The following is a 25,609-nucleotide window of genomic DNA, read 5'->3' as shown; positions in this document are numbered from 1 at the left end:
ACCGCAATTTTCACCCTTTCGTCCGGCGGAAATGTGAAGCGGCGTAACTTATTGATGATCATAGCCTGCGAAATTTTGTGCTTTTTTTTCAGGCTGCGCTTGCCCTCAGACCACTTTTCCCCGAGGCTGAGAAAAAAAGAGGATCACTATGGACATCATCTGGTTTCATCCATCGCAACCTGCTGACGACTGGATCAGCGGATTACAGCAGCGCTTACCTCATGCACGTGTCCGTCACTGGACGACCGACGATACGTCCCCGGCAGATTATGCGCTGGTCCGTTCGCCGCCACCGGCCATGCTGCGGGGCCGCAATGACCTGAAAGGGGTATTTGCGCTGGGGGCGGGCGTAGACGAAATTTTGCGTCAGCTGCAGCAAAACCCGGACATGCTGGCAGACAGTGTTCCCCTTTATCGTCTGGAAGACACAGGCATGGCGCAACAGATGCAGGAGTACGCGGTCTGTCGGGTGCTGGGCTGGTTTCGGCGCTTTGATGATTACCAACAGCAGCAGCAGTCGGCCCAGTGGCAACCGCTGCCGTCGTATTCGCGTGACCAGTTTCATATCGGGATTTTAGGCGCGGGCGTGCTGGGGCAACAGGTGGCGAAAAGCCTGGCGGCCTGGGGATTCCCGGTGCGCGTCTGGAGCCGTTCAGCCAAGCAGATTGCCGGTGTGACCAGCTTCGCCGGGCGCGACGCGCTGGACGATTTCCTGCGTGACACTCAGGTACTGATCAATCTGCTGCCCAGCACCGCAGAAACGCGCAATCTGATTGATCAGAAACTGTTAGCCCGGTTGCCGCAGGGCGCGTTTTTCCTTAACCTCGCTCGTGGGGATCAGGTTGTGGAAGCCGATTTGCTCACCGCCCTGGATAGCGGGCAAATAAAGGGCGCCGCACTGGATGTTTTCCAGGTCGAGCCACTGCCTGCCGATCATCCGTTGTGGTTCCATCCGCGCGTCACAATTACTCCGCATAATGCGGCGGTCACCCTGAAAGAGGAAGCGATGGACTACATTGCCCGCGCGATTACTCAACTTGAAGCAGGTGAAAACCCACAGGGCTACGTCGATCGCCAACGTGGCTATTAACGATTCGGGCCGTAACCGGCCCCTACAGGAGCAGACAATGTATCCCGTCGATCTTCACATGCACACGGTTGCCAGCACCCACGCCTACAGCACGCTACATGATTATGTCGCGCAGGCTAAACTGAACGGCCTGAAACTGTTTGCCATCACCGATCACGGCCCGGATATGGCCGATGCACCGCACTACTGGCACTTTGTGAATATGCGCATCTGGCCCCGTATCATTGACGGCGTGGCGATCCTGCGCGGCATCGAGGCCAACATCAAAAACCAGCAGGGCGAAATCGACTGTTCCGGCCCGATGCTGGAATCGCTGGATCTGATTGTGGCGGGCTTCCACGAACCCGTCTATGCACCGCGCGACCTTACTCAGAATACCGAGGCGATGATTGCCGCCATGGCGGGAGGGTTAGTGCATATCATCAGCCATCCCGGTAACCCGAAATATCCCGTTGATATCCCGGCGATTACCGAAGCGGCCGCACACTACGATGTGGCGCTGGAGCTGAACAATTCCTCCTTTACCCATTCGCGTCCGGGCAGCGAACCGAACTGCCGGGCGATTGCCGAAGCCGTCGGCAAGGCGGGCGGACGCCTGGCCTTCGGCTCTGATTCCCATACGGCATTTACCTTGGGCAATTTTGAGCACTGCCTGCGTATCGCCAGAGAAGTGGATTTTCCGGAGGATCGCGTGTTAAATGTCACGCCGCGTCGCCTGCTCGATTTTCTGGCACTGCGCACGGGCAAGACGATCCCCGAGCTGGCGGACTTTTAATTTTTTTTCCTTCAAGGAATTCTGACTCATGAATGAGTTTTCCATTCTGTGCCGCATTATCGGCTCGCTGTTTAACCGCCATCCGCAGGATCCCCTGCTGGCACCGCTGTTTACGCTGATTCGCGAAGGCAAACTGGCGGCGCAGTGGCCGCTGGAGCAGGATGCGCTGTTGAAACGGTTGCAGCAGAGCAGCGATCCGCAGGCACTGACTGCCGACTATGAGGCGCTGTTTGTTGGCGAATCATGTAACGTTTCGCCCTTTGCCTCACACTGGCCGGAAGGAAAGCCGGAGTCCGAGATCCGCGCCTTTTTAACCTCGCGCGGTATGCCGCTGGGTGAAGCACCGACGGACCATTTTGGCGCGCTGTTGCTGGCGGCGTCATGGCTGGAAGATCAGTCTGCGGCAGACGAAAGCGCCGCTCAACTGGCGCTGTTTGATACGTTTCTGATGCCGTGGTGCGGCGCATTCCTGGGCAAAGTCGAGGCGCATGCCACTACCGCCTTTTACCGCACCCTGGCCGAGCTGAGCCGTGAAGCGATTCAGGCCATGTACGATGAGCTGGTGGAAAGCGCCAGCGAGCAGGGCGACGACGCCTGATTTACCACGTCGCCGGATGGCTGCCGGGTGGGCAACCGGGCGTGGCACACTTCAGGGCGGTGCCGGGCAGCCATGCGGCGGAGTGCAGACGCACGCCAATTCCCCACGGTGTAAGTTCCAGGCTGGGCTGATTGTCGCTGTGCTGCGGGATGATCCCCGAATGGGCCATGTCGCTGGCGTAACGGTGCTGCTCCAGCAGCCAGGCGGTGCGCGCCAGCGACAGGCGCATCTGGCTTCCGCTGCCTTCATGAAGGCGCTGACGCAGACCGGCCAGCACGGCCGCCGCTATCAGGTAACCCGTGGCATGATCCAGCGCCTGAACCGGCAGAGGCACCGGTGCAGTATGTTGCTTCCAGCGCATGCCCTGTTCGGCAATACCGCAACCCATCTGCACCAGACTGTCGAAACCGCGCCGGTTGCGCCAGGGGCCCTGCCAGCCCCAGGCATTCAGGCCCACGTCCACCAGGCCGGGACACAGGCTTTGCAGCGATTCCGCATCAAATCCCAGCTTTTCCAGCGCATCGGCACGGTAACCGTGCACAAGCACATCGGCCTGTTTCAGCAACCAGATAAACTGCGCACGGTCAGCGGGCTGTTTCAGGTCCAGCACGGCGCGGCGCTTGCCGCAGGCAAGCTCCTCATCCGCGCCCGGCTCCTGCCAGCCGGGTGGATCGATACGCAACACATTTGCCCCCAGGCTGGCGAGAAAGCGCGTGGCCACCGGGCCAGCGATGATGCGCGTCAGATCCAGCACCCTGATGCCCAGTAACGGACGCGCGTCGGGCAACGCCCAGTCGACCGCAGGGCCTTCGGTCATGGTCTGCCGGGCAAACAACGGTTCATGTATGACGGCCAGTCCCTGCGGATGCTGTCGCCAGGCTTCAGCACTGCGCATTTCGGCAGCGCAACCGCCAGCGTCAATCACGGCCTGCTCCAGCTCGGTAGCCTGCCACTGCGCCACTTCCCGCGCCAGCGCATCCCGATCCGGATGCTGACCCAGCACGCTCTCCATCGCCAGGCGATGGTGGGGCGCATTGGTATGCAGACGGATCCAGCCGTTGCGGCAGGCGTAATCGCCCGCGAAGGCATCCCACAGTGCGGGTGCAGGGCGGTTAAGCGGCATAAAACTGTGCTGGAACCAGCGTGAGGCAAGGCGGACATTGATCTGTGCACGGACAGGACGATTGAGTAATTCAGCGATGCCCTGCGTCGCTAATCCCAGACTGGTGGCCGCCAGTTCACTGACGGCATAGGCGGAGGAAAAGGTCGCGTGATCGGTGAAAACGGGCAGCGCGTGTGGCGCAGGGTTGCCATGCAATCCTTGCCACATCTGCTGCCAGAGTGCGTTGGCCAGATGATTCATGCTACAGGCTCCTGAAGCGGACGATTCCTGAAGCATAGCATGTGCCTTTAACGACGTCGTAAGCGCGGAAACCGGGCGTGCATGCGCAGATTACGCAGGTTGATTACCGCAATGGTAGTGCCGAGGATCACCAGCGAGGCACCAATAATTTTGAAACTGTTCAGGCTGTCGCCCAGCACCACAATGCCCATGATCACTGCCAGCACCGGTGTCAGCAGGGAGTAGGGCATAATCAGGTTAACGTTGTATTTCTTCAGTAGTGAATACCACAAGGTATAGGCGACTACCGAAGAGGCAATCGCACTGTAGAGAATGGCAAACCAGCCGCGCCAGCCCGCATGTTGCAGGGCATAAAGCTGATGTGATTCGGACATATAGCTGGCCGCGCCGACAATGGGCAACGCCAGAAACGCGATCCAGCCCGTCATGGTCAGCGGCTTAATCGGGGGCGATTTTTTCACAATCAGATTGCTCACCGCCCAGCCCGTGGCGCTGCACAGCAGGATACAGAGCACCCACCAGGCGGGGATCGTCGGGCTGCCGGACAGCACCACTACACCGCTCAGCGAAATCATAATGCCGATAAGCTGGATAAGCCGCAGCTTCTCTTTCAGGAATACCATCGCCAGCAGCATCGCAATCGGCGTGCCCAGTTGCACCACAATCGCTCCTGTTCCGGCATCGGTGTAACGCATGCCGAGAAACAGCAGCGAGAAGTGCATAAAGCCAAACGTAAAGGCCAGCAGTAACAGCCAGGGAAACTGTTGACGGTTAATCCGGCAAAACGGCACCAGGACAATCGCCACGACGAAAAACCGCATCCAGGTCAGGAACAGGGGCGGTAAATCCACTAAGCCCCATTTCACCGCCACGTTATTAAAGGCCCAGATGGACACAACCATCAGAACCGTAAAGAAATGCCGCACTGCCACAATGTCATCCTTTGAAAAAACACGTTACCCGATAATCATGGCATGAACCCGCGCGGTTAAGACAATGATTAACGTTTTTTTTATTTAGTTAACTCTAAAAATTCATAAGACTTTTACAACAGTTGCTGTCAGACTGATTTTCCGAAACGTTAACGCCTGTGAGGATCCGATTCGGTATGACTTATGCACCTGCCTTGCCGCTTGCCCTGATTCAGTTAGATGTTCCTCCTGCCAGTGTGGTCGAAAAAATCGGTGAACAACCGGTCTGGTTTATTGATGCTCTGAATTTACAGCCTGAAGATTACCTTATCGTCCGTCCGCATCTGGGTGAGCCGTTGCCGCAGTTTACGGAAATCTCCGGCGCGGTATTAAGCGGTTCGTGGGCAATGGTGACTGACCATGAGGAGTGGAGCGAACGCACCGCCGCCTGGGTTCGCGCGGGGATGGACGCGCAGTTGCCACTACTGGGCGTGTGTTACGGCCATCAGCTCATGGCGTATGCGCTGGGAGGTAAAGTCGCGGACAACCCTCATGGCTGGGAACGGGGATTACTGGCGCTGAACACGACAACCGCGGCGAAGCACGATCCCCTGCTTGCGACCCTGCCGGATCACTTCGAGGCCTGGCTTTCTCATCGTCAGTCGGTGGTGATACCGCCGCCGCAGTCGACGATTCTGGCACAGTCAGAAAAAGATCCTTGCCAGGTATTGCGCTATTCGCCGAATGCGCTGTCCATGCAGTTCCATCCCGAATTTGATCGCCAGATTATGGATGCCTGTCTGCCCGACGATGTAGACAGCGATGGCGCCGAACTGCAGGGGGCGGACTGGGCACGCAGCATTTTAACCCATTTCTGGCTGCAAACGCGCCCGGCGGTCGACAGCGCTCAGGGCGCATAGTGACGGGTGCAGCGGTAAACCCAGGCGGGCGGCACGTTTTTTAAAACCCGCTGACGTTCCCAGGTAAAGTAACGGGACAAATCGGGCTGGGTCAGGGATGTGTACTGAAACTGTACAAAGACGCCGTTGGGGCCCAGCGCGTGGAAAACCGCCTGCAAAATCGCCTCGCGCAGTTCCGGCGACAGCGACAGAAGCGGAAGGCCAGAAAAAATAGCGTCATAGCTGCCGTTCAGGTACTCCGCCGAACAGGTGCGTACCGTCATGCGTTCATCATCCAGCGCGTTAAGCTTTTGTGCCAGCGCGCTGCTGATTTCAAATACGTCCAGTGTGGCCTCAGGTGCCATCTTTGCCAGCAGGCGACGCGTCAGCACACCATCACCTGCGCCTAACTCAGCGATCCGGAATTGATGACGCCAGTCGACCGCTTCCACCATAGTGCGACACAGCACTTCGGAAGACGGCGTGATGCTGCCCATCTTGCGCGGATTGCGGATGAACTGGTGGACGAAATCTGCTTTTGCGCGCATTAACGTGAAAGCCGAAGCCAACATGCTGACCTACCTCCAGAGTGAACATATCCTCATATTGACCTCATTCGCGCCGAAAGTTTCCAGTTAACAGGCGAAGCGGTAAAAAGTCGGAATTATCTGTAGTGGCTCAGGCGGGTATTTCCTTTGCCGCGGTCACAGTTTAGGGACAACAAACCTGTCAGGCTGGCGCTGATCGAATATGTTAACAACAAGTTTCATAGTTGTTTCACATCACACAGCGTAAGGAGATCCAGCATGCGTTATGCCGCTCCAGGAGAACAGGGTTCTCTCATCACTTTGCAGAAGCACTACGGCAATTTCATCAACGGCGAGTTTGTCGCCCCGGTAAACGGTAACTATTTTACCAATACGTCCCCCGTTAACGGCTCAGCCGCGGGCGAGTTTCCCCGATCGGACAAGGCCGATGTCGATAAGGCCGTGGCGGCGGCGGCCGCCGCCGCTGACGCATGGGGCAAAACCTCACCTCAGCAACGTGCGCTGGTACTGTTAAAAATTGCTGACCGCCTGGAAGAAAATCTGGAATACATGGCGGTCAATGAAACCTGGGATAACGGTAAGCCGGTGCGGGAAACGCTGGCTGCGGATATGCCGCTGGCGGTGGATCATTTCCGTTATTTCGCCGGTTGCGTCAGGGCGCAGGAGGGCAGCGCAGCTGAAATCGACGAGTTTACCGCCGCCTATCACTTCCACGAGCCACTGGGCGTGGTGGCGCAGATTATTCCGTGGAACTTCCCGCTGCTGATGGCGGCCTGGAAGCTGGCACCGGCACTGGGTGCGGGCAACTGCGTGGTGCTTAAACCGGCAGAACAAACGCCGCTGTCGATCACGCTGTTTGTTGAACTGATTCAAGATCTGCTGCCGCCCGGTGTGGTGAACGTGGTTCACGGCTACGGAAAAGAAGCCGGTGAGGCGCTGGCCTCGCATCCCGGTATTGCCAAGGTGGCCTTTACCGGATCGACGGCGACGGGCGGACACATTCTGGAGCTGGCGGCGAAAAGCCTGATCCCGTCCACCGTTGAGCTGGGCGGTAAATCACCTAACATCTTCTTCGAAGACATTATGCAGGCCGAAGAGAGCTTCATTGAAAAAGCGGCAGAGGGCGTAGTGCTGGGCTTCCTGAATCAGGGCGAAGTCTGTACCTGCCCGTCGCGCGCGCTGGTGCAGGAATCCATCTATGAGCCCTTTATGGCGGCGGTGCTTAAACGTATCAAAACCATCAGACGCGGCGATCCGCTGGATACGGAGACCATGGTCGGTGCTCAGGCGTCACAGCAGCAGTTCGACAAAATACTCTCGTATCTGGAGATTGCCCGTCAGGAAGGGGCCGAAATCCTCACCGGCGGCGGCGTTGAAAAGCTCGACGATGCACTTGCCAGCGGCTACTACATCCAGCCGACGCTGCTGAAAGGCAACAACAGCATGCGCGTCTTCCAGGAAGAGATCTTTGGACCGGTCGTCGGCATCACTACCTTTAAAGACGAGGCAGAAGCCATCGCCATCGCCAATGATTCCATCTATGGGCTGGGCGCGGGCGTCTGGACGCGGGATATCAACCGCGCCTATCGGGTGGGCCGTGCGATCAAAGCCGGTCGCGTCTGGACTAACTGTTACCATCTCTATCCTGCCCATGCCGCCTTTGGCGGGTACAAAAAATCGGGCATTGGTCGTGAAACCCACAAGATGATGCTTGATCACTATCAGCAGACTAAAAACCTGCTGGTGAGTTACAGCATTCAGCCACTTGGCTTCTTCTGACCTGGTGCGGCGTGCCCTGTGCACGCCGCATTTTCCTCTGATTGTTGTCATATAAGCGTAATCTGCTTGTGACAGGGTGATTAGCGGCTATTATCGATCCTTCGCAGTGATCATTTCGTGCCTGTGTTGACTGGATTACCTGCTTCACTATGGATAACTGAACAGAGACGATTTATGCAAAATGCTTACGACTATCTGAACCTGATGGATGAGGTGCTCGACGGACCGGAAGAGAGCATCATCATCGTTAATCTGCCTGAACGGCACAGCGCTTTCGCGTCTTGTGCGCAACAACCTGATGCGCCTTTCTCCGCGCGCGCACCTCAACAGGCCGCCAGACCGCGTCGGGACGGCGTGTTCTGACAGGACGTTCACGTCGGGTCACGCAGGTTATGTCGGCCAGACGCCGCACTCATCCGACTTATCTGCGCCCTGATCAGGCGGTCAGGACACTATCGTCATGCTGACCGCATAACCGGATCGCCCGTTACACAGTCAATTTCCCTTATGCCTGCTCAGTCACCTGCCTGCGCCGGTGCACTCACTGGCCTGCACCTGTAACAAAGTGTGATCAAAAACGATACGAAGGTCGGACGCGAAACTTATCTTTTCGTGCCAGTTCTGGGGCAGTATCAATAAGAAAACTTAACCATTCCTAAACCAGCGGCAAAGAGTTCGCACGCGTTGATAACTTCTGCGCCATACCTGTCTTGTGGTTGTCATCAAAATTTACATATCACTTAAATAAAATTTAACTTTCCCCGCTATACATTCCTTAGGACAGTGCATGTCGGCGACTTTATCAGCAAGGAACGAGGTAGTGTATTTATGAGTAAATTAACCCGAAGAAGTTTTATGGCTTTTGCGGCGGGCGGCACCGTCGCGCTGGCGGCCGGACAGGTGCACGCGCATGACAGCATCCAGTCTTTTTCCGGCGGGGGCCGCGATCCCGGCCCGCACGATCCGATCCGCGAAGCCGAAAACCCGGATATCGTGAATCCACCGGCGACGGACAGCGGCACGTTACCGAATCTGCGCTTTTCCTTCAGTGACGCGCACGTTCGTAAAAGCAGCGGTGGATGGACCCGCCAGGTCACTCAACGTGAGCTCGGCGTCTCCACCACGATTGCGGGCGTGGATATGCGCCTCAATGCAGGGGGCATTCGTGAGCTGCACTGGCATAAAGAGGGCGAATGGGCCTACATGACCTATGGCAACGCCCGCGTCACTGCGTTTGATACCGACGGCACCTGGTTCGTGGACGATATTGGCGTGGGTGATTTGTGGTATTTCCCGCCGGGCATTCCGCACTCTATTCAGGGCCTGGGGCCGGACGGCTGTGAGTTCCTGCTGGCCTTTGACAACGGTGGATTCGATGAAGACAGCACCTTCCTGCTGTCCGACTGGTTTAAACATATTCCGCCCGAGATCCTGGCGAAAAACTTTAAGGTCCCTGTCTCAACCTTTGCGAAACTACCGTCGCCGCAGGACGAATATATCTTTGCCGCACCGGTGCCCGGCAGCCTGTCATCGGTGCAGGTGCAAGGGGCAACCAAAGCCAAACGCACCTTTACTCACCGTATGCTGGCGCAGGACCCGATCAAAGCGCCAGGCGGCACGGTCCGCATCACCGACTCTTCCACCTTTAAGGTCTCCAAAACCATTGCGGCGGCACTGGTCGAGATCGAACCCGGTGGCTTGCGTGAGCTGCACTGGCATCCAAACAACGATGAGTGGCAATACTATCTGGAAGGCGAAGGGCGCATGGGCGTGTTTGGTTCATCCGGCCAGGCCAGAACCTTTGATTACCGGGCCGGAGATGTCGGCTATGTGCCGTTCGCCATGGGGCACTATGTGGAAAACACCGGCAAGGGGCCGCTGCGGTTCCTGGAGCTGTTCAAAAGCGATTATTACGCTGACATTTCACTGAATCAATGGCTGGCCGGTACGCCGCGCGACCTGGTGAAACAACACCTGCAACTGGACGATGCGTTTATGGATGCGCTGTCGTTGCAGAAAAACCCGGTAGTGAAATAGCCAGGCGGGCGCATCCGTCTTCAGGATGCGCCGGTATCCGCACTAAAAATCCGGTTCTGCTGCGGGGCTGGCCTGATGAAAAATCATCTGCCAGCCTTGCGTTGCGTGGTACACCCAATGGGACGACCGCCATGCGGCATGGCGGCCATCGGGTCTTGCGGTACGGTAAAGCAACAGGGCGTGATGTGTACCTGTCTGTATCAGCTGAAAATCGCGGCTGACGATTGCCGGCGCATGCGCTTCAGCTTGTAAGGCCGCAATCGTCTGCACGCGATTCACCCGCACGCCCGAGCGGGTAATTTCCTGAAATTCAGGATGCAGTCGCTGCGCCAGCCAGGCTGCATCGTAACGTTTTTCCTGATGCAGACTGCATTCCAGCGCCGTCAATGCGGCAAGCAGTGTCTGATAGCGTCCTGTCTCCGTCTCACAGGGGGCGGAGTGATGTATCACTGCCACCTGAGAATCGAGCTGAATCGCGGGATAGTGCTCCTGCATGCCCGCCAGCAGTTCCGCATCGGGCCATTCCTCATCTTTGCCCAGATGCTGCGCGACGGATGACAGCGGCATCATGACAACCCGTTCAACAGTCACAATGACGCTGTCAGCAGGATCTTCGTGGTTGATATAACGCAGTGGGCCGGGCGTAATGGCCTGTTCCTGCCAGCGTATCGTATGGCGTTTGTTGCCCGCCCGCACCGCTGTCATCAGGCGAGGCACAATGTGCAGCATTTGCATCACTTCACTCCGTGAGCCCTGGATGGACATTAACCCTGGCCTGGCTGAGTATCAGGGCGCAAAGCGCGACAGCCAGATTTGGCGCAGTTCCCGGGCCTGCAACGATACTGCCGCCGTCTCACTGCCGTGGAAACCATGAAATGCGCCCGGCCAGACGTGCAACTCCACGGCAACCCCGGCGCGGATTAACCGCTGTGCATAGTCGAGGTTCTCATCCAGAAACAGATCCAGCGTACCCACGCCAATCCAGGCCGGGGGAAGCCCGCGCAGGTCTGTGGCGCGAGCGGGGGCCGCATAAGGCGAAACGGCTTCGCCACCGGGCGCTTCGCCCAGCAGCGCCGACCAGCCGATGCGGTTGTATTCCCGCGTCCAGACAAACTCGCCGGTCACGGGATTGGGGTGGGTTTCGGTGACCGTGCGGTCATCCAGCATCGGGAACATCAGATTCTGAAAGGCCAGCGTGGGGCCATTCCGATCGCGGGTGAACAGCGCCAGTGAGGCTGCCAGCCCGGCACCGGCGCTGTCGCCCATAACACCGATACGTGCCGGATCAATGCCCAGCATCGCGGCTTCATTCACCATCCAGTTCAGCACCTGATAGCTGTCTTCCAGCGATCCCGGAAATACGGTTTCCGGTGACAGCCGATAGTCCACCGAGACCACCACACAGTTATGTCGCCGTGCCGTCGCGCTGGTCAGCGACAGAGACTGCTCCGGGCTGCCAAACAGATGACCGCCGCCATGAAGATGTAATATGCCCATGCGTTTACCGGCGGCCGCAACGGGCGTGATCACACAGACTCTGACCGACGGATGGCCGGGAAACGCGATCAGGTGTTCATCAATGTTCAGCCCCTGGTCGCGGTACGACTGGACCTGCTTAAGCGCAGCATCCTGGCGCTGCTGGCGTAGCGTAATGATTGCGTCAGGCGTGAGTTCCAGCGGCGCGCTGTTAGCGAGCAGGGGACGTAGCTCGGGATCGACGAGATGCAGCGTGTTCAACTTAACCCTCTCTTCAGGTTGATGTGACAGCAACGTGTTTCTGCCAGATATGCATGGTAGCGGCTGAGATCAAAATGACCTGCTGACAGCGACTGCCAGCAGGTCACAGCAATGGCGTTCAACCGGCTTAATGACCTGTGTCTTCGCCATTAGAGGCTATCAGTTTTTTATACCAGTGATAGCTCTTTTTTAAGGTACGTTTCTGCGTGCCATTGCCCATATCGTCCTGATCCACGTAGATAAACCCATAACGTTTAGACATCTGCGCCGTACCTGCGCTCACCACGTCAATCGGTCCCCACCAGGTGTAGCCAAACAGGGGAACGCCATCTGCAATGGCCTCTTTCATTTGCGCGACGTGCTGGCGCAGGTAGTCAATGCGGTAATCGTCATCAATACTGCCATCGGCCTTGACGGTATCCACTGCGCCCAGGCCGTTTTCGGCAATAAAGAGCGGCTTTTGATAGCGATCATACAGCTGATTCAGTGCCAGTCGCAGGCCTTTGGGATCGATTTGCCAACCCCATTCACTGGTTTCCAGGTGTGGATTTCTGATGCCGCCGGTGATCAGATTGCCCTGCGCGCCGGTGAGTTTTTCAGGATGGGCGCTGACCGTGCTGGACATGTAATAGCTAAAGGAAACAAAGTCCACCGGATGTTGCCGCAGGATTTCATCGTCGCCCACGGCTTTAATCAGCTGTACGCCTTTTTCCGCCAGCATTCTTTCTGCATAAGCCGGATAGTAGCCGCGTGCCTGCACATCGCTAAAAAACAACGACACGCGCTGCATCTCTTCGCACGCCTGCACATCATCCGGATGGCAGGTGTGCGGATACAGGATTTGATAGCTGATCATACAGCCCACCTGCGCACCGGGAATAATGGCGTGGCAAGCCTTTGTCGCCAGCGCGCTGGCGACAAACTGATGATGGGCACCCTGGTATTTATCCTGTTCAATATGCGGGTGACCTTCTTCAATTACGCCAATGCTCACGTAAGGGTGATGCTTAACACAGTTGATCTCGTTGAACGTCATCCAGTATTTCACTTTCTTGCGATAGCGCATGAAAACTGTGGTGGCAAAACGCACATAGAAATCTACCAGTTGGCGATTGGGCCAGCCGCCGTAATCCGTCACCAGCGCAAGCGGCATTTCGTAATGTGACAATGACACAATCGGTTCGATCCCGTGAGCGAGCAGGGCATCCAGCACTGCATCATAAAACTTCAGGCCCGCCTCGTTGGGTTCTGCTTCATCGCCGCGTGGAAAGATGCGCGTCCAGGCAATCGACATCCTGAAGCACCTGAATCCCATCCCGGCGAACAGCGCGATATCCTCTTTAAAGTGGGTGTAAAACCCGTTGCCTTTACGTTTGGGATAATATTTTTTGCTCTCCGGATTCTGTGCTTCCGCTACCTGCGCATGGGTCATGCTTAACCACTGATCCAGCCACTGGTCTTGCGGTGTGGATGCGTCAAAGGTGTACACATCCGATACGGACAGCCCTTTACCGCCGACATGCCAGGCGCCCTCAAGCTGATTCGCGGCCGTGGCACCGCCCCACAGAAAATCTTCGGGAAAAGAGGGTGAATACGTCATGCTTTGCTCCTTAAACCGCCGCAGCGGTGAGTGTCAGAAAAGCGTCACGGCAGGCGATATGTCCCCCGGCTTTTACCGGGCGAACCTCGCCATAGCGTTCGCAGTTGGTCACGATTACAATCACGCTCGGATCGATGCCTTCGGCCTCAAGCGCGTTCAGATCGAATGTGATCAGCAGATCGCCGGTGCGGATAAACTGGCCCGGCTGAATATGGCTGGTGAAATGGCGGCCGCCGAGTTTCACGGTATCGATGCCAATGTGGATCAGGATTTCCGCGCCAGTGTCACTTTTCAGCCCCAGCGCGTGGTGGGTTTCAAAGAGCGACTCGACGCGGCCATCAATGGGGGAGCGCAACTTGCCGCCGGTCGGATAAATCGCCAGCCCTTTGCCAAAAATTTCATCGGCAAAAACCGGATCGGCTAAGGCGCTTAACGGAGTGATCTCACCGCTGACCGGCGCAAAAAGCCTTACGTGGTCCTGCGTATGATGACAGTGTGAGGAGGCTGTATTGTCCACGTTCTTCCGGGTCGCTTCCTCAAAACCCAGTATGACGGTCAGCAGGGCCGCACTGGAAAAGGCAATGACCAGACTCAGCAGTGCTGATAAGAAGGTGGGACCAACCAGGGCGGGAATGCCGGGCAGGCCGCTGAGTGCAAACGCATAGGTTTTTACGCCCATCGCCATCGCAAACGCGCCACCACAGGCACCGCCAAGCATAGCGGCGGCAAAGGGACGTTTGTAGCGAATGTTGATGCCATACATCGCAGGCTCGGTGATGCCCATGGCAGCACTGAAGCTGGTGGTAAGCGCCAGCGATTTAAGCTTTTTATCCCGGGCCCGCAGAAAGACGCCAAACGCCGCACCGGCCTGACCAAGGTTGGCCACATAGAAAAGAATTTTAAACGGGTCGAATCCCAGATGGCTGATGTTATGGATCATGACCGGCACCAGCACATAGTGCATGCCGGTAATAATAATCAGCGACAACGTCCCGCCGACCACCACGCCCGCGATAATGCCCATGTTTTCGACCAGCCAGATAATGCCCCCGGTCAGCGCGTTACCGGCAAAAATCCCTAATGGCCCGATAGCGATCAGCGTCACCGGCGTGACGATAAGCAGGCTTAAAAGCGGAACAAACATGGTTTTGAGGGCGGCAGGGATAACGCGGTCAATCAGGCGCTCCACGTAACTCAACAGCCAGATTGATAGCAGGACCGGAATGACTGTCGAAGCATAGTTCACCGTGGGAACGGGTAAACCCAGAAAACGTATCGGCTCACCTGCGGTAAAGAGGGTTTGCAGGGCAGGGTGAAAGAGTGATGCCGCCAGCGCAACAGCGACATAAGAATTGGCACCAAAGCGTTTTGCCGCACTGAACGCCAGCGCCAGCGGCAAAAAATAGAACACGCCATCACTGATCGCCAGCAGGATCTGGTAGCTCTGGTTTTGTGTCTCCAGCCAGTGAAACGCCACCATTAGCGCCAGAATGCCCTTGAGAATCCCTGCACCCGCTATGGCCGGAATAATCGGTGAGAAGATGCCGGACAACCCTTCAAGCACTGCGGAAACAGGGTTACAGCGCGAAGCAGGGCGGACAGAAGCTTCCTGAAGCGGAAGCTGACTGAGCAGCGCATCGCACAGTGGTTTGACATCATTACCGATGATGAGTTGAAACTGGTCGCCAGAAATATTAACCCCGATCACGCCATCCAGTGCTTCAAGCGCGTGACGGTCGGCTTTACTGTTATCTCTTAGTAAAAAACGCAGGCGGGTAATGCAGTGAAATAAAGACTGTACGTTATCTTTTCCGCCTATCAGGGGAATAATTTGCTGTGCGGTGTCCTGATAATTCATAAATCCCTCCAGACTGAAGTCGATATGACGTCATCCACAATGACCGGCATAAACCGGGTGGCATATTTTCTGGGGTTTGCCTGATTAAACAGTCACAAGCCGGTAAAGCAATTCAGTAATGCATTATGGAGTGTCAACATCATGCGCACTGCGCTGCACGATGTTTTCAATGTGTACCGTTAGATAGAGTTTTTCTGAGTGACTCATACTGTGGTGATAATGTTTTTTTACGAAGGTGCTGATGGCTTCTACGCACTCAAACGTTCGGGCATATCGCTGTTGTGCCAGCGTGAATAATTCCTCGTCGTCGTTATTTAATACTTCGCCATCAATGACCCGCTGCGCAAAGAATTTTAAATGGGTAATGAAGCGCTGGTAATTCAGACTGTGTTCATCGCGGGTCAGCGTAAAAAAGTATTTTACGATTTGTTGTAACTGACAGAGGAGTTGGGTGATTTTAGTGGTTTTGCCTAAGTTATCATTGAGCCCGGCATTCACGATATGCAGCGCAATACTGCAGGCTTCGCTGTCTGGTAGCACGGTGCCGGTGCGGGCCACTACCATGCCCAGTGCCTGGCGGCCAATCGCATATTCTGCGGTGTAAAAATGACGGACTTCCCATTCCAGTGGGTTGGCGAGCAGCGCGTTATTTTTATGCCGCTCCAGCGCAAAGTAGAGGTGATCGGCCAGCGTAACATACAGCCCTTCGCTTAGTTTATGCTTCAGCGTTTCATGCGCCAGGCTGACGATATCAGCGGTCAACTGGAGAATATCGATGGGAATTTCACTGACCAGATCTTTAAAGCGTGCAGAGATGCCTGAATCTTGCAGCCGAAATATCTTTTCTGCTTCGTGCAGATGAATACGGGCCCCGTTGCGTGTATTAAATCCCAGCCCCCGACCGGTTAAAATCACTTCAAGGCCGTTATCATCTACGGCACTGACCACATTATTATTCAGTATTTGTCTGACCAGCATCGCTCACTCCTGAAACACAATCGGGCAAAACATAAATACAGCGTTGAAGGGATTATCCCTCAGCCTGCATTCAGGTTTTGCCCGATAATCGGTAACAAGCGTGATGCCGGTTAATCCTGGCACCTGGAAAATTGATATTCAATATGAAATTGTGCAGTGAGTCATCTGGCGCGCTGATTTGTGATCCGCTTTACGAAAAGTAATAGATAAAGCCGTTACGTGATCGGGGGGAATGGGCGATGCCGGCGAGTTAGTGCGCTGGCAGGTGAGGGGCAGGGTATTAGGTAGCAGGCAGCTCGAGAATGAGAAGATACGTGATGGCTGTTAAAAAATGAACGTCTGCTTTGAGCGACAAGCGGACATTGATAATCGTACTGCAGCAGTTGAAAAATGCTAACGTAACCATGTGTTAGTCGTCAGGGTGCAGGTTAGCTCAGGTGACTAAGGGACACAGCCTAATGGCTGCGTCGATTTTTCATTTTCAGCTAATGTGGGTTTATGAAAATGATATGCAGGTCGAAGGAAATAAATACAGGTTCATTTGCAGGTATTGTGGGTTTAGGAGCGGCGCTGGTTGCAGTTAGCTTGGGATGAAAATGAGCGGTAAATGCAGGTTTGAGCATTTATAAACGCAGGTCACGGCAAGAAAATGGTCGCTACCTTTCGCTGGAGAAACGGATTTCCATTATCCATGCTCCATACCATTATGTAGAAGCAGGATTTCGGGCGATTAAGTGGCTCGGCAACACCGGCAGCCATAATCTGCAGACGATATGGAGGGGGCCTGCATCATACTTGACGACTACCTGCTGCGAATTTATCAGCGCCCGGTCGATCACAGCGCGAGGATCACGTAGCTTATCCAAAATCATGACCCTAAATTTAATAAGTATCCCTGAGAACCCTTGTCATCCCTTTTCCGCTCTCACCGGGTCCACAGCCTGGATTTTTTATGTCTTTTTGATCACATAGTGGATTGAGGGTATTCTCCACAACCATCTAAATTTAAAAACAGCTTTTCAGTCAATGCTTTTGGAATACTCATTCCATTAGACTCCATGATTGAATCTGACGTGATGCCCTGTGAATTTTCCTGAGCGAGCGATTACCACCTGCCTAAGCATCACCAACGAATAACCAGGACATCTCAAGTGAAGGACTCACCACGAGAATCAGACGTCTTAGAGCATTAACGGATGCAAAAGGTATACAGTAGCCAGCCTCTTGCGGGATTATATTAAGCTTTTAGTTCAACCTTAATGACAGTGGGTTTTTTTAATACGTTAAGTTTATAAATAAGGTAAAGTATCCCTATTGAACCCGCTATTACCTCCATGCTTATATTCTCATCAAAAAGGAAAAATGCAGCCAAAAGAGTTATGGGAAGGCGTAAGTAGTTGACTGAGCCTGCATGTAACTTATAAGTGGTTCTCATAGATAAAATAGAAAAAAAACTTCCAGCCAATGCAATTATTGCGTTTATTGATAAAGCAAGATAGTGTGAAAATAGCTCAGTGACATTCAATCCTGAAAGTAGTACATATGTTAAACAGATTGAAAACCCTAAGAAATTATATATTGCCATATAAGACAAAGGGTTGTTTTTGTTCTTTTGATTAAATGCTGAGAAAGTAAATGCTTGCATTGCTATAGTAATGATAAAAATAATGTTGGCTTTATTGGCAATTTCCGGGTTGTTTCCAAACAGTAAAAAACTTATTGCAAAAATCAAAGAAAATAAAATCCATTCACTGTAACTGTTTCTCTCCCTGAAGAAAATTGTTGCAAAGACAGCTATAAAAACAGGCCTTAACTGACTTGCAATAGCAAAGCCTGAAATTGTTCCCGTTACTATCGATATAACGCCTACTACAGAATTCAGAATATTAATCGTTGAGAAAATCAAAGTGCTTTTATTGATAGATTTTATTAATGGTATAAAGAAAATTAAAGGAGCACCATAAAAAAATCTTACCAAAGATATTATTGAAGCGTTAACATCCTTTAGGAATAGTTTAGTTATTATATCGGAAGTAATGTACAAAACCATCGATATGCCTGATAGAATTACTGCATTAGTTTTTGTATTAACCATTAATAAATAATCACTTTTTTCAGGGAGTTTTTATAACCTTCTGGCATGTTCAACTCGCCAATTTGAGAAGTTGAAAACAATCCAATCTCTTTATGCTCATGGCTAACTTTCATGATACCAACCTCGGGGTTTGAGATATGCATCAAATATGTAACGATCAAAACGTCAACTTCATTCACATGATAGACCCAGGTATCGACAATACGCTCAATAGACGAGTTGATCTGAGTTTCCTCCGCTATCTCCCGGATTACGCAGGCTTCCGGCGTTTCTCCGGCTTCAAGCTTGCCTCCTGGCAATTCCCATTCATCTCTTTCATTTTTTAATAGTAATACTTTGTTTTTTAGAAAGACTATTCCTTTTATAGAAACAGGAAAATGCGTCGCTAAGTGATCACTCATTGATTTATTCCTTCGCTAATTGAGAAACCTGGTTCATACCAATTACCGGTATTTACGAGCAAACGGAGCATACTGCGTTCTCCAACAAAACTCGTCCGTCCATGTAACCATCTTTCATTATCAATAACCAAGGCGTTTAACTCCGGTAAAATAAAGGAGTGTTCAATGTCGCGACAAGCCTCGATAACTTTTCTGACCTTCTCAAAGTTTTGATAAGAATAATATCCGTTTCCATCACAACGAAATCTTAACCCGTATTTACCATTATCTCTTTTATAAAGTAGAGAGCCTTTATAAGTTAGCTCAGCATCGCTATAGATAGCCTGCCCGGGCGATGTGAGAAAATCTAACGTACTGCGGTCATCGTGTTTATATAATAATTCGATTAAGTGTTTTCCATCAACCAGGCGACTATATCCTCCAAGAGGAGAATTTCGCTCAGCGAATAACATCATTAATGTGGGAGGCTTCTCTAAGCAACTCCTGTCCGTATGAAATTCTAAAGAACCATTGGTAAAGCCAGAAAACCCTCTGCCTGCATTTTTGGCGTCTGTATGCGCTATTTTAGTAATACCGCTTGATAAAGAATCGCGATGCCTATAAACGTCACCCAATGAATTGGAGGTTTTTTTGAAGTCATCTATAGTCTCTAGTTCGTTGATGATACATAGTCCATTCTTCTCGAGATTTTTTTTGATTTGATATTCATTTTTAGCCGATACAGGAGTGAAAATATTGTTCAAATTAACCTCCATTTAATTTTTCATTTAAGATAACCTATTTTTTCACAAATTTACGTTAATTTTTCATTACACTCCGTAATGCTTATAAATAACTCACGATATATAATTGACTTGCTAACATTAGGCTGTGTCTCTCAGTCACCTGAGCTATAGTAGCTACCTGTTTCCACAAAACATTGACCCATGGCTCGCTACGACCTTCCCGATGAAGCATGGGCTATCATCCAGCCCTTATTATCTGCTGAACCAGCAACGCCACGGGACGGACACCCATGGGCTAAAAACATCGTATGATCATCAACGGTATGTTCTGAAGGCTGTGTTCAGGCGTACTATGGCGCGATTTGCCTGAGCGATATGGCCCATGGAAGATCGTTTATAACCGTTTTAATCGATGGTCTAAAACAGGTGTGATTAACATGGTTTTCAATAGATTAGCATGTCCACTCCTTGCACAATTCAGCCCATCCGCACATAACCATAACCAATACCATTCCACTAAACTCTACTCCGCAAACCTCGCCCGCAGCCACCGAATAAACGTGGTCACAGCCTTAGGAACCTGCGCACTATGCGGACGTACTACCCATAAGCTTTCGGCAAATGCGTCTACCGTTCGCCATGCGGGCAGAACCTGCGTTAGTGTCCCTGCAGCCAGCGCGGCTCGCGCACTAAAATCAGGAAGCAGGGCGATACCGAGTCCCTGTAATGCCGCATCGCGGACGGATTCGCTGTTATTAGTCGCAAAGTTTCCCTGTCCCTTCACCATTACGGTTTCCTCTCCGCCCGTCACTTTATGGAAATGCCATCGCGGCGGTTCCTGTCCGCGCAGATAGTACAGACAGTTATGCCGCTCCAGGTCGTCGGGCTTTTGCGGGGTCCCGTATTGCGCCAGGTAAGCGGGGGAGGCAACCAGAACCGCATGCGTGTCGCACAACTTCAGCGCAATGTGGGTTTCCGGAAGTGTCTGGCTGTGACGGATGGCCAAATCAAAACCTTCACGAGTCAGTGATACCAGACGGTCGTTGACATCCAGTTGAATAGTGACCTGCGGGTACTCCCGGACAAAATCGCCAATGACCGGGACGAGCTGCTGGCGCGCAAAGGCTACCGGCGCACTGACACGCACCAGGCCTCTCACCGGGCCGGTTTCGTCACGAATGCGTAAAAAGGATTGCTCAATCTGCGCAAAAGGATCGCGCAAGTTATCCACCAGTTTTTCGCCCGCCGATGTCAGACGGACGCTGCGGGTAGTGCGCTGCACCAGTGCTGTGCCGGCCATATTCTCCAGCTCTTTGATTTTCTGACTCATGGCTGCCTTGCTGACCTCCAGCCGATCAGCCGCGCGGGTAAAACTTCCCGATTCAGCGAGTACCGTCAGCCAGTACAAATGCACCCACAGTTCATCCGTGCGGAATGCTTTCATCGGGATTGTTCAAAATAGCGAATAATCATTTCAGCCCTGTCTCTTTTTCTTTTCAACAGCAGTCGTCAACATAGCGCGACATCATACACTTACGATTTAGACCAACCGAGGGTTTATTTATGCCATTGCTGACATTCGACATCATTGAGGGACGTTCTGCTACGGAAATCAGAACAATGCTGGACGCTGCACATCGGGCTGTGCTCACCGCGTTTAACGTTCCCGAACGTGACCGTTATCAGGTTGTTCACGAAAATAAAAATTACCAGATGGTGTTCCAGGATACCGGGCTGGGGTTTGAACGCAGCGACCGTCTGGTGATGGTCCGGGTGTTTACCAGCCCGAGAAGTGAAGAGCAAAAAACGCGTTTCATGGCGGAACTGGCACGGGAGTTGGCAGAACACTGTGGGGTGGATGGGAAAGATCTGATGATCAGCTTTATTACCAATGCGCCGGGTGACTGGAGCTTTGCGGATGGTGAAGCACAGTATCTGACCGGAAAGCTGTAATTACCGCGTTTCCTCTCGGTTGTCAGTCACAGCGTTTTGAGAGGAAAGATAACATCCTCACCACGCCCCAAAGCGTGTTATCCGTGGTACCCGATACCACGCCGGGGCATTATGAAAGACAGCGTCGAAGTAAACGGCCTTGCTTCCCGTTGACTGACATTAAACGATATCTCTCCATGGATTCCCCGGCGGATATTAGTCTTTTCCTATGACTCGCCCCGGCACCGGGGCCGATTTCACCCGGATTCGTTGAAATAACGCGGTTGCCATTACTTTTTTATCTGACTATAGCCTGCCGTTATACCCCGCCACCAAACAAGCATTCGTCACCTTTCAACACGCATGAAATAGTGGTTTCAGAACCTTACCTTTGTCTGAAACGAGAACTCTCATGCTAATCCCACAACCCTATTTACTTTTTCTTGGTGATGTTACCGATCCCCTCGCGGCAAAAACGGCGCGCGGTATTCATATCTGGCGACCGGAACAGTGCGTTGGCGAAATTAAACTGCCGGGCTGTACGGTCAGCCTGGGGCTGAATGAACTTGATATCGCCAGCGCCAAAGCGCGCGGCGCGAAAACGCTGGTGCTGGGCACCGCCAACGCAGGGGGTTATCTGCCCGAACACTGGCTGGATACGGTGAAAAGTGCCATCAAAGCCGGCATGAACGTGGCCAGTGGATTACATCATCGTCTGGTGGATGAGCCCGAGCTTGTCACGCTGGCAGAGACGTTTGGTGTTGCGCTTTTCGATTTACGTCATATGCGTCCGAAGCTGAGTGTCGGTAGCGGTAAGAAGCGTTCAGGCAAGCGGATACTCACGGTGGGGACCGACTGCTCAGTGGGCAAGATGTACACCTCACTGGCGCTGGAAGCGGCAATGCGTGCGCGCGGAATGAAAGCGGATTTTCGTGCCACGGGACAGACCGGGATTCTGGTTGCAGGGGAAGGCATTGCTGTGGATGCGGTAATCGCGGACTTTATTGCCGGTGCGGCGGAAGCCCTGTCTCCTGCCAACGATGATGATCACTGGGATATCGTGGAAGGGCAGGGATCGTTGTTCCATCCCTCTTACGCGGGCGTCAGTATGGGGCTTATGCACGGTGCGCAACCGCACTGGCTGGTGATGTGCCATGAAATGGGCCGTCCGCATATGCGCCATTTGCCGCATCAACCGATGGTCAGCCTGAAAGACTGCGTGGAAGCCAATCTGCGCGCCGCCCACGTGACCAGTGAGTCCGTTCAACTGGCTGGCTTTGCGATTAACACCTCAAACTACACGGAAGAAGACGCGCGCGCCTATTGTGCTGAAATCCGTGCCGAATTCGGTTTACCGGCAACCGATCCGGTGCGTTTTGGTATCGATGACATCGCCGCGCTGCTTCAGGAGCGGGGCTGAGATGAGACAGGTGCAGATCAACGTGGTGGAACTACCGCTGGCGCGACCGTTTGCTATCTCGCGCGGTGTGCGTACCGCCGTGACGGTTATCCGTGTCACGCTTGAGCAAAACGGCTTTATTGGGCAGGGCGAATGTACACCAACGGCGCGCTACGATGAAACGCCAGACAGCGTTCAGGCCCAGCTTGAGGCGGTACGTGCTGACGTGGAAGCAGGCCTGAGCCGCGATGATCTGCAACACCGTTTGCCCGCCGGTTCCGCGCGCAATGTGCTGGACTGCGCACTGTGGCGACTTGACGCCGCACGGGCCAGTCAAACGCTCTGGCAACAGAGTGCATGCCCGCCGCCACGCTCGGTCGTGACGGCGGAAACCCTCAGCCTCGATACGCTGGAAAACATGGCGCTGGCGGCGGCAGATGCCGTCTCGCGGGGTGCCATCCTGCTCAAAATCAAGCTCGACCGCGATGAGGTTCTGGAAAAAGTGGCGGCGATTCGTGCCGCGGCCCCGCGTGCGACGCTCATTATCGATGCCAATGAAGCCTGGTCGGGAATGGATCTGGAAAGCCTGCTGGTGGCGCTTCAGGCCTTTAACATCGCGATGGTCGAGCAACCGCTTCCCGCTGGTCAGGATCATGACCTGCAACGCTTCCGTCATCCTGTTCCCGTCTGTGCGGACGAGAGTTGCCACACGCGAGAGGACATTGCCAGCCTGCGTCATCGCTACGAGATGATCAACATCAAGCTGGATAAGTGCGGAGGTCTGACGGAAGCGCTGGCGATGGTCGATGAAGCGCACAAGCAGAACATGCGCATCATGGTCGGCTGCATGCTGGGTACATCCCTGGCGATGGAAGCGGCATTGCCCGTGGCGGTGCACGCAGAGCACGTCGATTTAGATGGCCCGATCTGGCTGGCGGCCGACAGCTCTCCTTTTTTGAATTACTCCGATGGCCGTATCTGGCTGTAACGCGACGAGGCATTGATGACGGACACACGACTCACTTCTTCTGCCACACGTGCTGACGGTGCATCACCGGTGCTTGCTGTTCAGGACCTTAGCGTCTCATTTCGTGGACGCAGTGGTGAGAATCAGGCGCTGAAAGGCATCAGTTTCGCCATTTATCCAGGCGAAATTGTCGCCGTGGTGGGCGAGAGCGGCTCAGGTAAATCAGTCACGTCGCTGGCCGTGATGGGCTTGCTGGCGAGCAGCGGCCGTATCGATCGCGGCAGCATGCAGTTTCGCGATCGCCGCGGAGAAGTTCATGCGTTAGAAACGCTGGATGACAGTCAGCGCCGCACGTTGCGTGGCCGTGAAATGGCGATGATCTTTCAGGAGCCGATGACCTCACTGAATCCGGTGCTGCGTATCGATGATCAACTCACCGAAGCGTTACGCGACCATCATCAGTGCGACAAGAAACAGGCTCATGCGCGCGTACGTGAACTGCTGCGACAGGTACGTATTGCCGATGTCGATCGCGTCATGAAAAGCTATCCGCACGCGCTGTCCGGCGGGATGCGCCAGCGCGTGATGATTGCTCAGGCGCTGGCCTGTGATCCGCAACTCCTGATTGCCGACGAACCCACGACGGCGCTGGACGTCACCGTACAGGCGCGCATTTTACATATCCTGCGTGAGCTGCAACGCGAGAAGAACATGGCGGTGTTGTTTATCACCCATGATATGGGCGTTGTGGCGGAAATTGCGGATCGTGTTGTGGTCATGCTGCGTGGCGAAGTGGTCGAGCAGGGCACCGTGTCAGAGATTTTTGCCGCCCCGCAGCATGCATATACCAAAGCGTTGCTGGCAGCCGTGCCAAAACTGGGCGATATGCGCGAATACGCGTGGCCGCAACGCTTTCCCCTGTTGGGTGCACAACAGGCGGCGCAACACGAACAGCTGACGGCGCGCTACGACAGCGAACCGCTACTCGATGTACGTGGGCTAAAAGTGTATTACCCCATCCGCAGCGGCATCTTCTCGACCCATACGCATCATGTGCATGCGGTTGAGCAGATTGATTTCAGTCTGTGGCCGGGTGAAACCCTGGCCATCGTGGGTGAAAGCGGCTGCGGTAAATCGACCACCGGGCGTGCGCTGATGCGCCTGATCGCCAGTGAGGCGGAAAGCATCCACTTTGAAGGAAAGGAAATCTCTCATCTGAAAGAGACGGCATTCCAGCCGCTGCGCCGTGAAATTCAGATGGTGTTTCAGGACCCCTATGCGTCACTGAATCCACGTCTGACGGTGGGGTTTACCATTGCCGAGCCGTTGCTGTTGCATGGCATGGTGGACTCACTGGAACAGGCTTCTCCACACATCGATGCGCTGCTGACAAGCGTTGGGTTGTTGCCGGAGCACGCGCGCCGTTATCCGCACGAATTTTCGGGCGGTCAGCGCCAGCGTATTGCCATTGCCCGCGCGATGGCCCTGAAACCGAAAGTGATTATTGCTGATGAAGCCGTATCGGCCCTTGACGTTTCAATTCAGGCGCAGGTGGTGAATCTGATGATGGATCTCCAGCAGCAAACGGGCGTAGCCTGGATATTCATCTCTCATGATATGGCGGTCGTCGAGCGCATTGCCAACCGCGTGGCGGTGATGTACCTCGGCCAGATTGTCGAGCTCGGACCGCGCCAGTCGGTCTTTAATCAACCGCAACATCCTTATACCCAACGTCTGCTGGCCTCCGTGCCGGTGGCAGATCCCGAGAACCGTCAGCCTCGCCGTTTTGATGACAGCGAAATTTCTTCGCCGTTGCGAAAGGTGGGCGAAACGGTCACGAAACCCCGTTATCGGCAGGTTGCACCGCAACACTGGGTCGCTGACGGCATTGCATTGCGATAATCCTTAACGACCAGG

At 54.0% G+C, this 25,609-nt stretch carries 23 protein-coding genes and 1 pseudogene; 12 read left to right on the top strand and 12 right to left on the bottom strand.

What is annotated here, in order from left to right:
- Positions 1–148: 148 nt before the first annotated feature.
- The 3 genes from ghrA to GC090_RS12720 are packed head-to-tail and all read left to right on the top strand — an operon-like array spanning position 149 to position 2,463.
- Positions 149–1,090, top strand: a complete 942-nt coding sequence (ghrA, locus tag GC090_RS12730) for a glyoxylate/hydroxypyruvate reductase GhrA (protein WP_058701366.1) — start codon at positions 149–151, stop codon at positions 1,088–1,090.
- Between the two features lie 37 nt (positions 1,091–1,127).
- Positions 1,128–1,865: a phosphatase gene (locus GC090_RS12725; protein WP_006119703.1), complete on the top strand. Its 738-nt coding sequence runs from the start codon at positions 1,128–1,130 to the stop codon at positions 1,863–1,865.
- Between the two features lie 28 nt (positions 1,866–1,893).
- Positions 1,894–2,463, top strand: a complete 570-nt coding sequence (locus GC090_RS12720) for a TorD/DmsD family molecular chaperone (protein ID WP_006119701.1) — start codon at positions 1,894–1,896, stop codon at positions 2,461–2,463.
- 1 nt (position 2,464) lies between these two features.
- Here GC090_RS12720 and GC090_RS12715 read toward each other — a convergent pair whose 3' ends face one another.
- Positions 2,465–3,826: a CoA transferase gene (locus GC090_RS12715; RefSeq protein ID WP_324019993.1), complete on the bottom strand. Its 1,362-nt coding sequence runs from the start codon at positions 3,824–3,826 to the stop codon at positions 2,465–2,467.
- Positions 3,827–3,873: 47 nt separating this feature from the next.
- On the bottom strand, positions 3,874–4,758 hold the full coding sequence (locus GC090_RS12710; RefSeq protein ID WP_006119699.1) for a DMT family transporter: 885 nt from the start codon (positions 4,756–4,758) through the stop codon (positions 3,874–3,876).
- 176 nt (positions 4,759–4,934) lie between these two features.
- On the opposite strand from GC090_RS12710, the gene GC090_RS12705 reads away from it, so the two are divergent.
- The gene (locus GC090_RS12705; RefSeq protein WP_058701362.1) at positions 4,935–5,657 is read left to right on the top strand and encodes a glutamine amidotransferase; all 723 of its coding nucleotides are present in this window, start codon (positions 4,935–4,937) and stop codon (positions 5,655–5,657) included.
- On the opposite strand, the gene GC090_RS12700 is transcribed toward GC090_RS12705, so the two are convergent.
- Positions 5,645–6,208 carry a class I SAM-dependent methyltransferase gene (locus tag GC090_RS12700; RefSeq protein WP_058708473.1) on the bottom strand — a complete coding sequence of 188 codons (564 nt, stop codon included), beginning with the start codon at positions 6,206–6,208 and terminating at the stop codon, positions 5,645–5,647. The genes GC090_RS12705 and GC090_RS12700 overlap by 13 nt on opposite strands.
- Positions 6,209–6,442: 234 nt before the next feature.
- Here GC090_RS12700 and GC090_RS12695 point away from each other — a divergent pair, with 234 nt between their 5' ends.
- From GC090_RS12695 to GC090_RS12685, 3 genes are all read left to right on the top strand, one after another.
- The gene (locus GC090_RS12695; protein ID WP_006119696.1) at positions 6,443–7,963 is read left to right on the top strand and encodes an acetaldehyde dehydrogenase ExaC; all 1,521 of its coding nucleotides are present in this window, start codon (positions 6,443–6,445) and stop codon (positions 7,961–7,963) included.
- 174 nt (positions 7,964–8,137) lie between these two features.
- Positions 8,138–8,326: a hypothetical protein gene (locus GC090_RS12690; RefSeq protein ID WP_164483151.1), complete on the top strand. Its 189-nt coding sequence runs from the start codon at positions 8,138–8,140 to the stop codon at positions 8,324–8,326.
- A gap of 465 nt (positions 8,327–8,791) precedes the next feature.
- Entirely contained in the window at positions 8,792–10,000 is a 1,209-nt protein-coding gene (locus GC090_RS12685; protein WP_033737503.1) for a cupin domain-containing protein, read from the top strand.
- Between the two features lie 42 nt (positions 10,001–10,042).
- Here the strand turns inward: GC090_RS12685 and GC090_RS12680 are convergent, their stop codons facing one another.
- The 8 genes from GC090_RS12680 to GC090_RS12645 all read right to left on the bottom strand — a co-directional run bounded on the left by GC090_RS12680 (position 10,043) and on the right by GC090_RS12645 (position 19,412).
- The gene (locus tag GC090_RS12680; RefSeq protein ID WP_324019989.1) at positions 10,043–10,735 is read right to left on the bottom strand and encodes a DUF4440 domain-containing protein; all 693 of its coding nucleotides are present in this window, start codon (positions 10,733–10,735) and stop codon (positions 10,043–10,045) included.
- Positions 10,736–10,786: 51 nt separating this feature from the next.
- Complete coding sequence (locus tag GC090_RS12675) at positions 10,787–11,737, bottom strand: alpha/beta hydrolase (protein ID WP_058701358.1); 951 nt, start codon at positions 11,735–11,737, stop codon at positions 10,787–10,789.
- Between the two features lie 127 nt (positions 11,738–11,864).
- Positions 11,865–13,337 carry a glycoside hydrolase family 1 protein gene (locus GC090_RS12670; protein WP_324019988.1) on the bottom strand — a complete coding sequence of 491 codons (1,473 nt, stop codon included), beginning with the start codon at positions 13,335–13,337 and terminating at the stop codon, positions 11,865–11,867.
- 10 nt (positions 13,338–13,347) lie between these two features.
- The gene (locus GC090_RS12665; RefSeq protein WP_324019987.1) at positions 13,348–15,195 is read right to left on the bottom strand and encodes a beta-glucoside-specific PTS transporter subunit IIABC; all 1,848 of its coding nucleotides are present in this window, start codon (positions 15,193–15,195) and stop codon (positions 13,348–13,350) included.
- Positions 15,196–15,318: 123 nt separating this feature from the next.
- Positions 15,319–16,173 (bottom strand): BglG family transcription antiterminator LicT, encoded by an 855-nt coding sequence (gene licT, locus GC090_RS12660; protein WP_110267659.1) that lies wholly within the window; start codon positions 16,171–16,173, stop codon positions 15,319–15,321.
- A 1,237-nt stretch (positions 16,174–17,410) separates the two neighbouring features.
- Positions 17,411–18,223: a DMT family transporter gene (locus tag GC090_RS12655; protein WP_039340956.1), complete on the bottom strand. Its 813-nt coding sequence runs from the start codon at positions 18,221–18,223 to the stop codon at positions 17,411–17,413.
- 44 nt (positions 18,224–18,267) lie between these two features.
- Entirely contained in the window at positions 18,268–18,669 is a 402-nt protein-coding gene (locus GC090_RS12650; protein ID WP_039340954.1) for an NUDIX hydrolase, read from the bottom strand.
- Entirely contained in the window at positions 18,666–19,412 is a 747-nt protein-coding gene (locus tag GC090_RS12645) for a TauD/TfdA family dioxygenase (protein ID WP_160289420.1), read from the bottom strand. Before GC090_RS12645 ends, GC090_RS12650 begins: the two co-directional genes overlap by 4 nt.
- Positions 19,413–19,595: 183 nt before the next feature.
- Between GC090_RS12645 and GC090_RS12640 the strand changes: the two are divergent.
- Positions 19,596–19,849: pseudogene (locus GC090_RS12640) on the top strand (transposase); the annotation flags it as partial.
- Positions 19,850–19,917: 68 nt separating this feature from the next.
- Here GC090_RS12640 and GC090_RS12635 read toward each other — a convergent pair.
- Entirely contained in the window at positions 19,918–20,838 is a 921-nt protein-coding gene (locus GC090_RS12635) for a LysR substrate-binding domain-containing protein (RefSeq protein ID WP_324019985.1), read from the bottom strand.
- Between the two features lie 119 nt (positions 20,839–20,957).
- Here GC090_RS12635 and GC090_RS12630 point away from each other — a divergent pair, with 119 nt between their 5' ends.
- The 4 genes from GC090_RS12630 (at position 20,958) to GC090_RS12615 (ending at position 25,594) form a co-directional block, all read left to right on the top strand.
- Positions 20,958–21,347 carry a tautomerase family protein gene (locus GC090_RS12630; RefSeq protein WP_324019984.1) on the top strand — a complete coding sequence of 130 codons (390 nt, stop codon included), beginning with the start codon at positions 20,958–20,960 and terminating at the stop codon, positions 21,345–21,347.
- Between the two features lie 391 nt (positions 21,348–21,738).
- Positions 21,739–22,746: an N-acetyltransferase DgcN gene (gene dgcN / locus GC090_RS12625; protein WP_324019983.1), complete on the top strand. Its 1,008-nt coding sequence runs from the start codon at positions 21,739–21,741 to the stop codon at positions 22,744–22,746.
- 1 nt (position 22,747) lies between these two features.
- A complete protein-coding gene (gene dgcA / locus GC090_RS12620; protein WP_324019982.1) occupies positions 22,748–23,713 on the top strand; it encodes an N-acetyl-D-Glu racemase DgcA in 966 nt (321 codons plus the stop codon).
- A gap of 15 nt (positions 23,714–23,728) precedes the next feature.
- Complete coding sequence (locus GC090_RS12615; RefSeq protein ID WP_324019980.1) at positions 23,729–25,594, top strand: ABC transporter ATP-binding protein; 1,866 nt, start codon at positions 23,729–23,731, stop codon at positions 25,592–25,594.
- Positions 25,595–25,609: the final 15 nt, after the last annotated feature.

The sequence above is a fragment of the Pantoea sp. JZ29 genome, from assembly GCF_035190385.1.
Classification (GTDB): Bacteria; Pseudomonadota; Gammaproteobacteria; order Enterobacterales; family Enterobacteriaceae; genus Pantoea; species Pantoea stewartii.
The sequence above is the reverse complement of the archived record's forward strand: the minus strand, read 5'-3'. Positions and strand labels throughout refer to the sequence as shown.

Excerpts from the sequence above, each read along its gene's own strand:
- ghrA (WP_058701366.1), top strand. The coding sequence starts at position 149 with ATGGACATCATCTGGTTTCATCCATCGCAACCTGCTGACGACTGGATC.
- GC090_RS12725 (WP_006119703.1), top strand. The coding sequence starts at position 1,128 with ATGTATCCCGTCGATCTTCACATGCACACGGTTGCCAGCACCCACGCC.
- GC090_RS12720 (WP_006119701.1), top strand. The coding sequence starts at position 1,894 with ATGAATGAGTTTTCCATTCTGTGCCGCATTATCGGCTCGCTGTTTAAC.
- GC090_RS12715 (WP_324019993.1), bottom strand. The coding sequence starts at position 3,826 with ATGAATCATCTGGCCAACGCACTCTGGCAGCAGATGTGGCAAGGATTG.
- GC090_RS12705 (WP_058701362.1), top strand. The coding sequence starts at position 4,935 with ATGACTTATGCACCTGCCTTGCCGCTTGCCCTGATTCAGTTAGATGTT.
- GC090_RS12700 (WP_058708473.1), bottom strand. The coding sequence starts at position 6,208 with ATGTTGGCTTCGGCTTTCACGTTAATGCGCGCAAAAGCAGATTTCGTC.
- GC090_RS12695 (WP_006119696.1), top strand. The coding sequence starts at position 6,443 with ATGCGTTATGCCGCTCCAGGAGAACAGGGTTCTCTCATCACTTTGCAG.
- GC090_RS12690 (WP_164483151.1), top strand. The coding sequence starts at position 8,138 with ATGCAAAATGCTTACGACTATCTGAACCTGATGGATGAGGTGCTCGAC.
- GC090_RS12685 (WP_033737503.1), top strand. The coding sequence starts at position 8,792 with ATGAGTAAATTAACCCGAAGAAGTTTTATGGCTTTTGCGGCGGGCGGC.
- GC090_RS12680 (WP_324019989.1), bottom strand. The coding sequence starts at position 10,735 with ATGCAAATGCTGCACATTGTGCCTCGCCTGATGACAGCGGTGCGGGCG.
- GC090_RS12670 (WP_324019988.1), bottom strand. The coding sequence starts at position 13,337 with ATGACGTATTCACCCTCTTTTCCCGAAGATTTTCTGTGGGGCGGTGCC.
- GC090_RS12665 (WP_324019987.1), bottom strand. The coding sequence starts at position 15,195 with ATGAATTATCAGGACACCGCACAGCAAATTATTCCCCTGATAGGCGGA.
- licT (WP_110267659.1), bottom strand. The coding sequence starts at position 16,173 with ATGCTGGTCAGACAAATACTGAATAATAATGTGGTCAGTGCCGTAGAT.
- GC090_RS12655 (WP_039340956.1), bottom strand. The coding sequence starts at position 18,223 with ATGGTTTTGTACATTACTTCCGATATAATAACTAAACTATTCCTAAAG.
- GC090_RS12650 (WP_039340954.1), bottom strand. The coding sequence starts at position 18,669 with ATGAGTGATCACTTAGCGACGCATTTTCCTGTTTCTATAAAAGGAATA.
- GC090_RS12635 (WP_324019985.1), bottom strand. The coding sequence starts at position 20,838 with ATGAAAGCATTCCGCACGGATGAACTGTGGGTGCATTTGTACTGGCTG.
- GC090_RS12630 (WP_324019984.1), top strand. The coding sequence starts at position 20,958 with ATGCCATTGCTGACATTCGACATCATTGAGGGACGTTCTGCTACGGAA.
- dgcN (WP_324019983.1), top strand. The coding sequence starts at position 21,739 with ATGCTAATCCCACAACCCTATTTACTTTTTCTTGGTGATGTTACCGAT.
- dgcA (WP_324019982.1), top strand. The coding sequence starts at position 22,748 with ATGAGACAGGTGCAGATCAACGTGGTGGAACTACCGCTGGCGCGACCG.
- GC090_RS12615 (WP_324019980.1), top strand. The coding sequence starts at position 23,729 with ATGACGGACACACGACTCACTTCTTCTGCCACACGTGCTGACGGTGCA.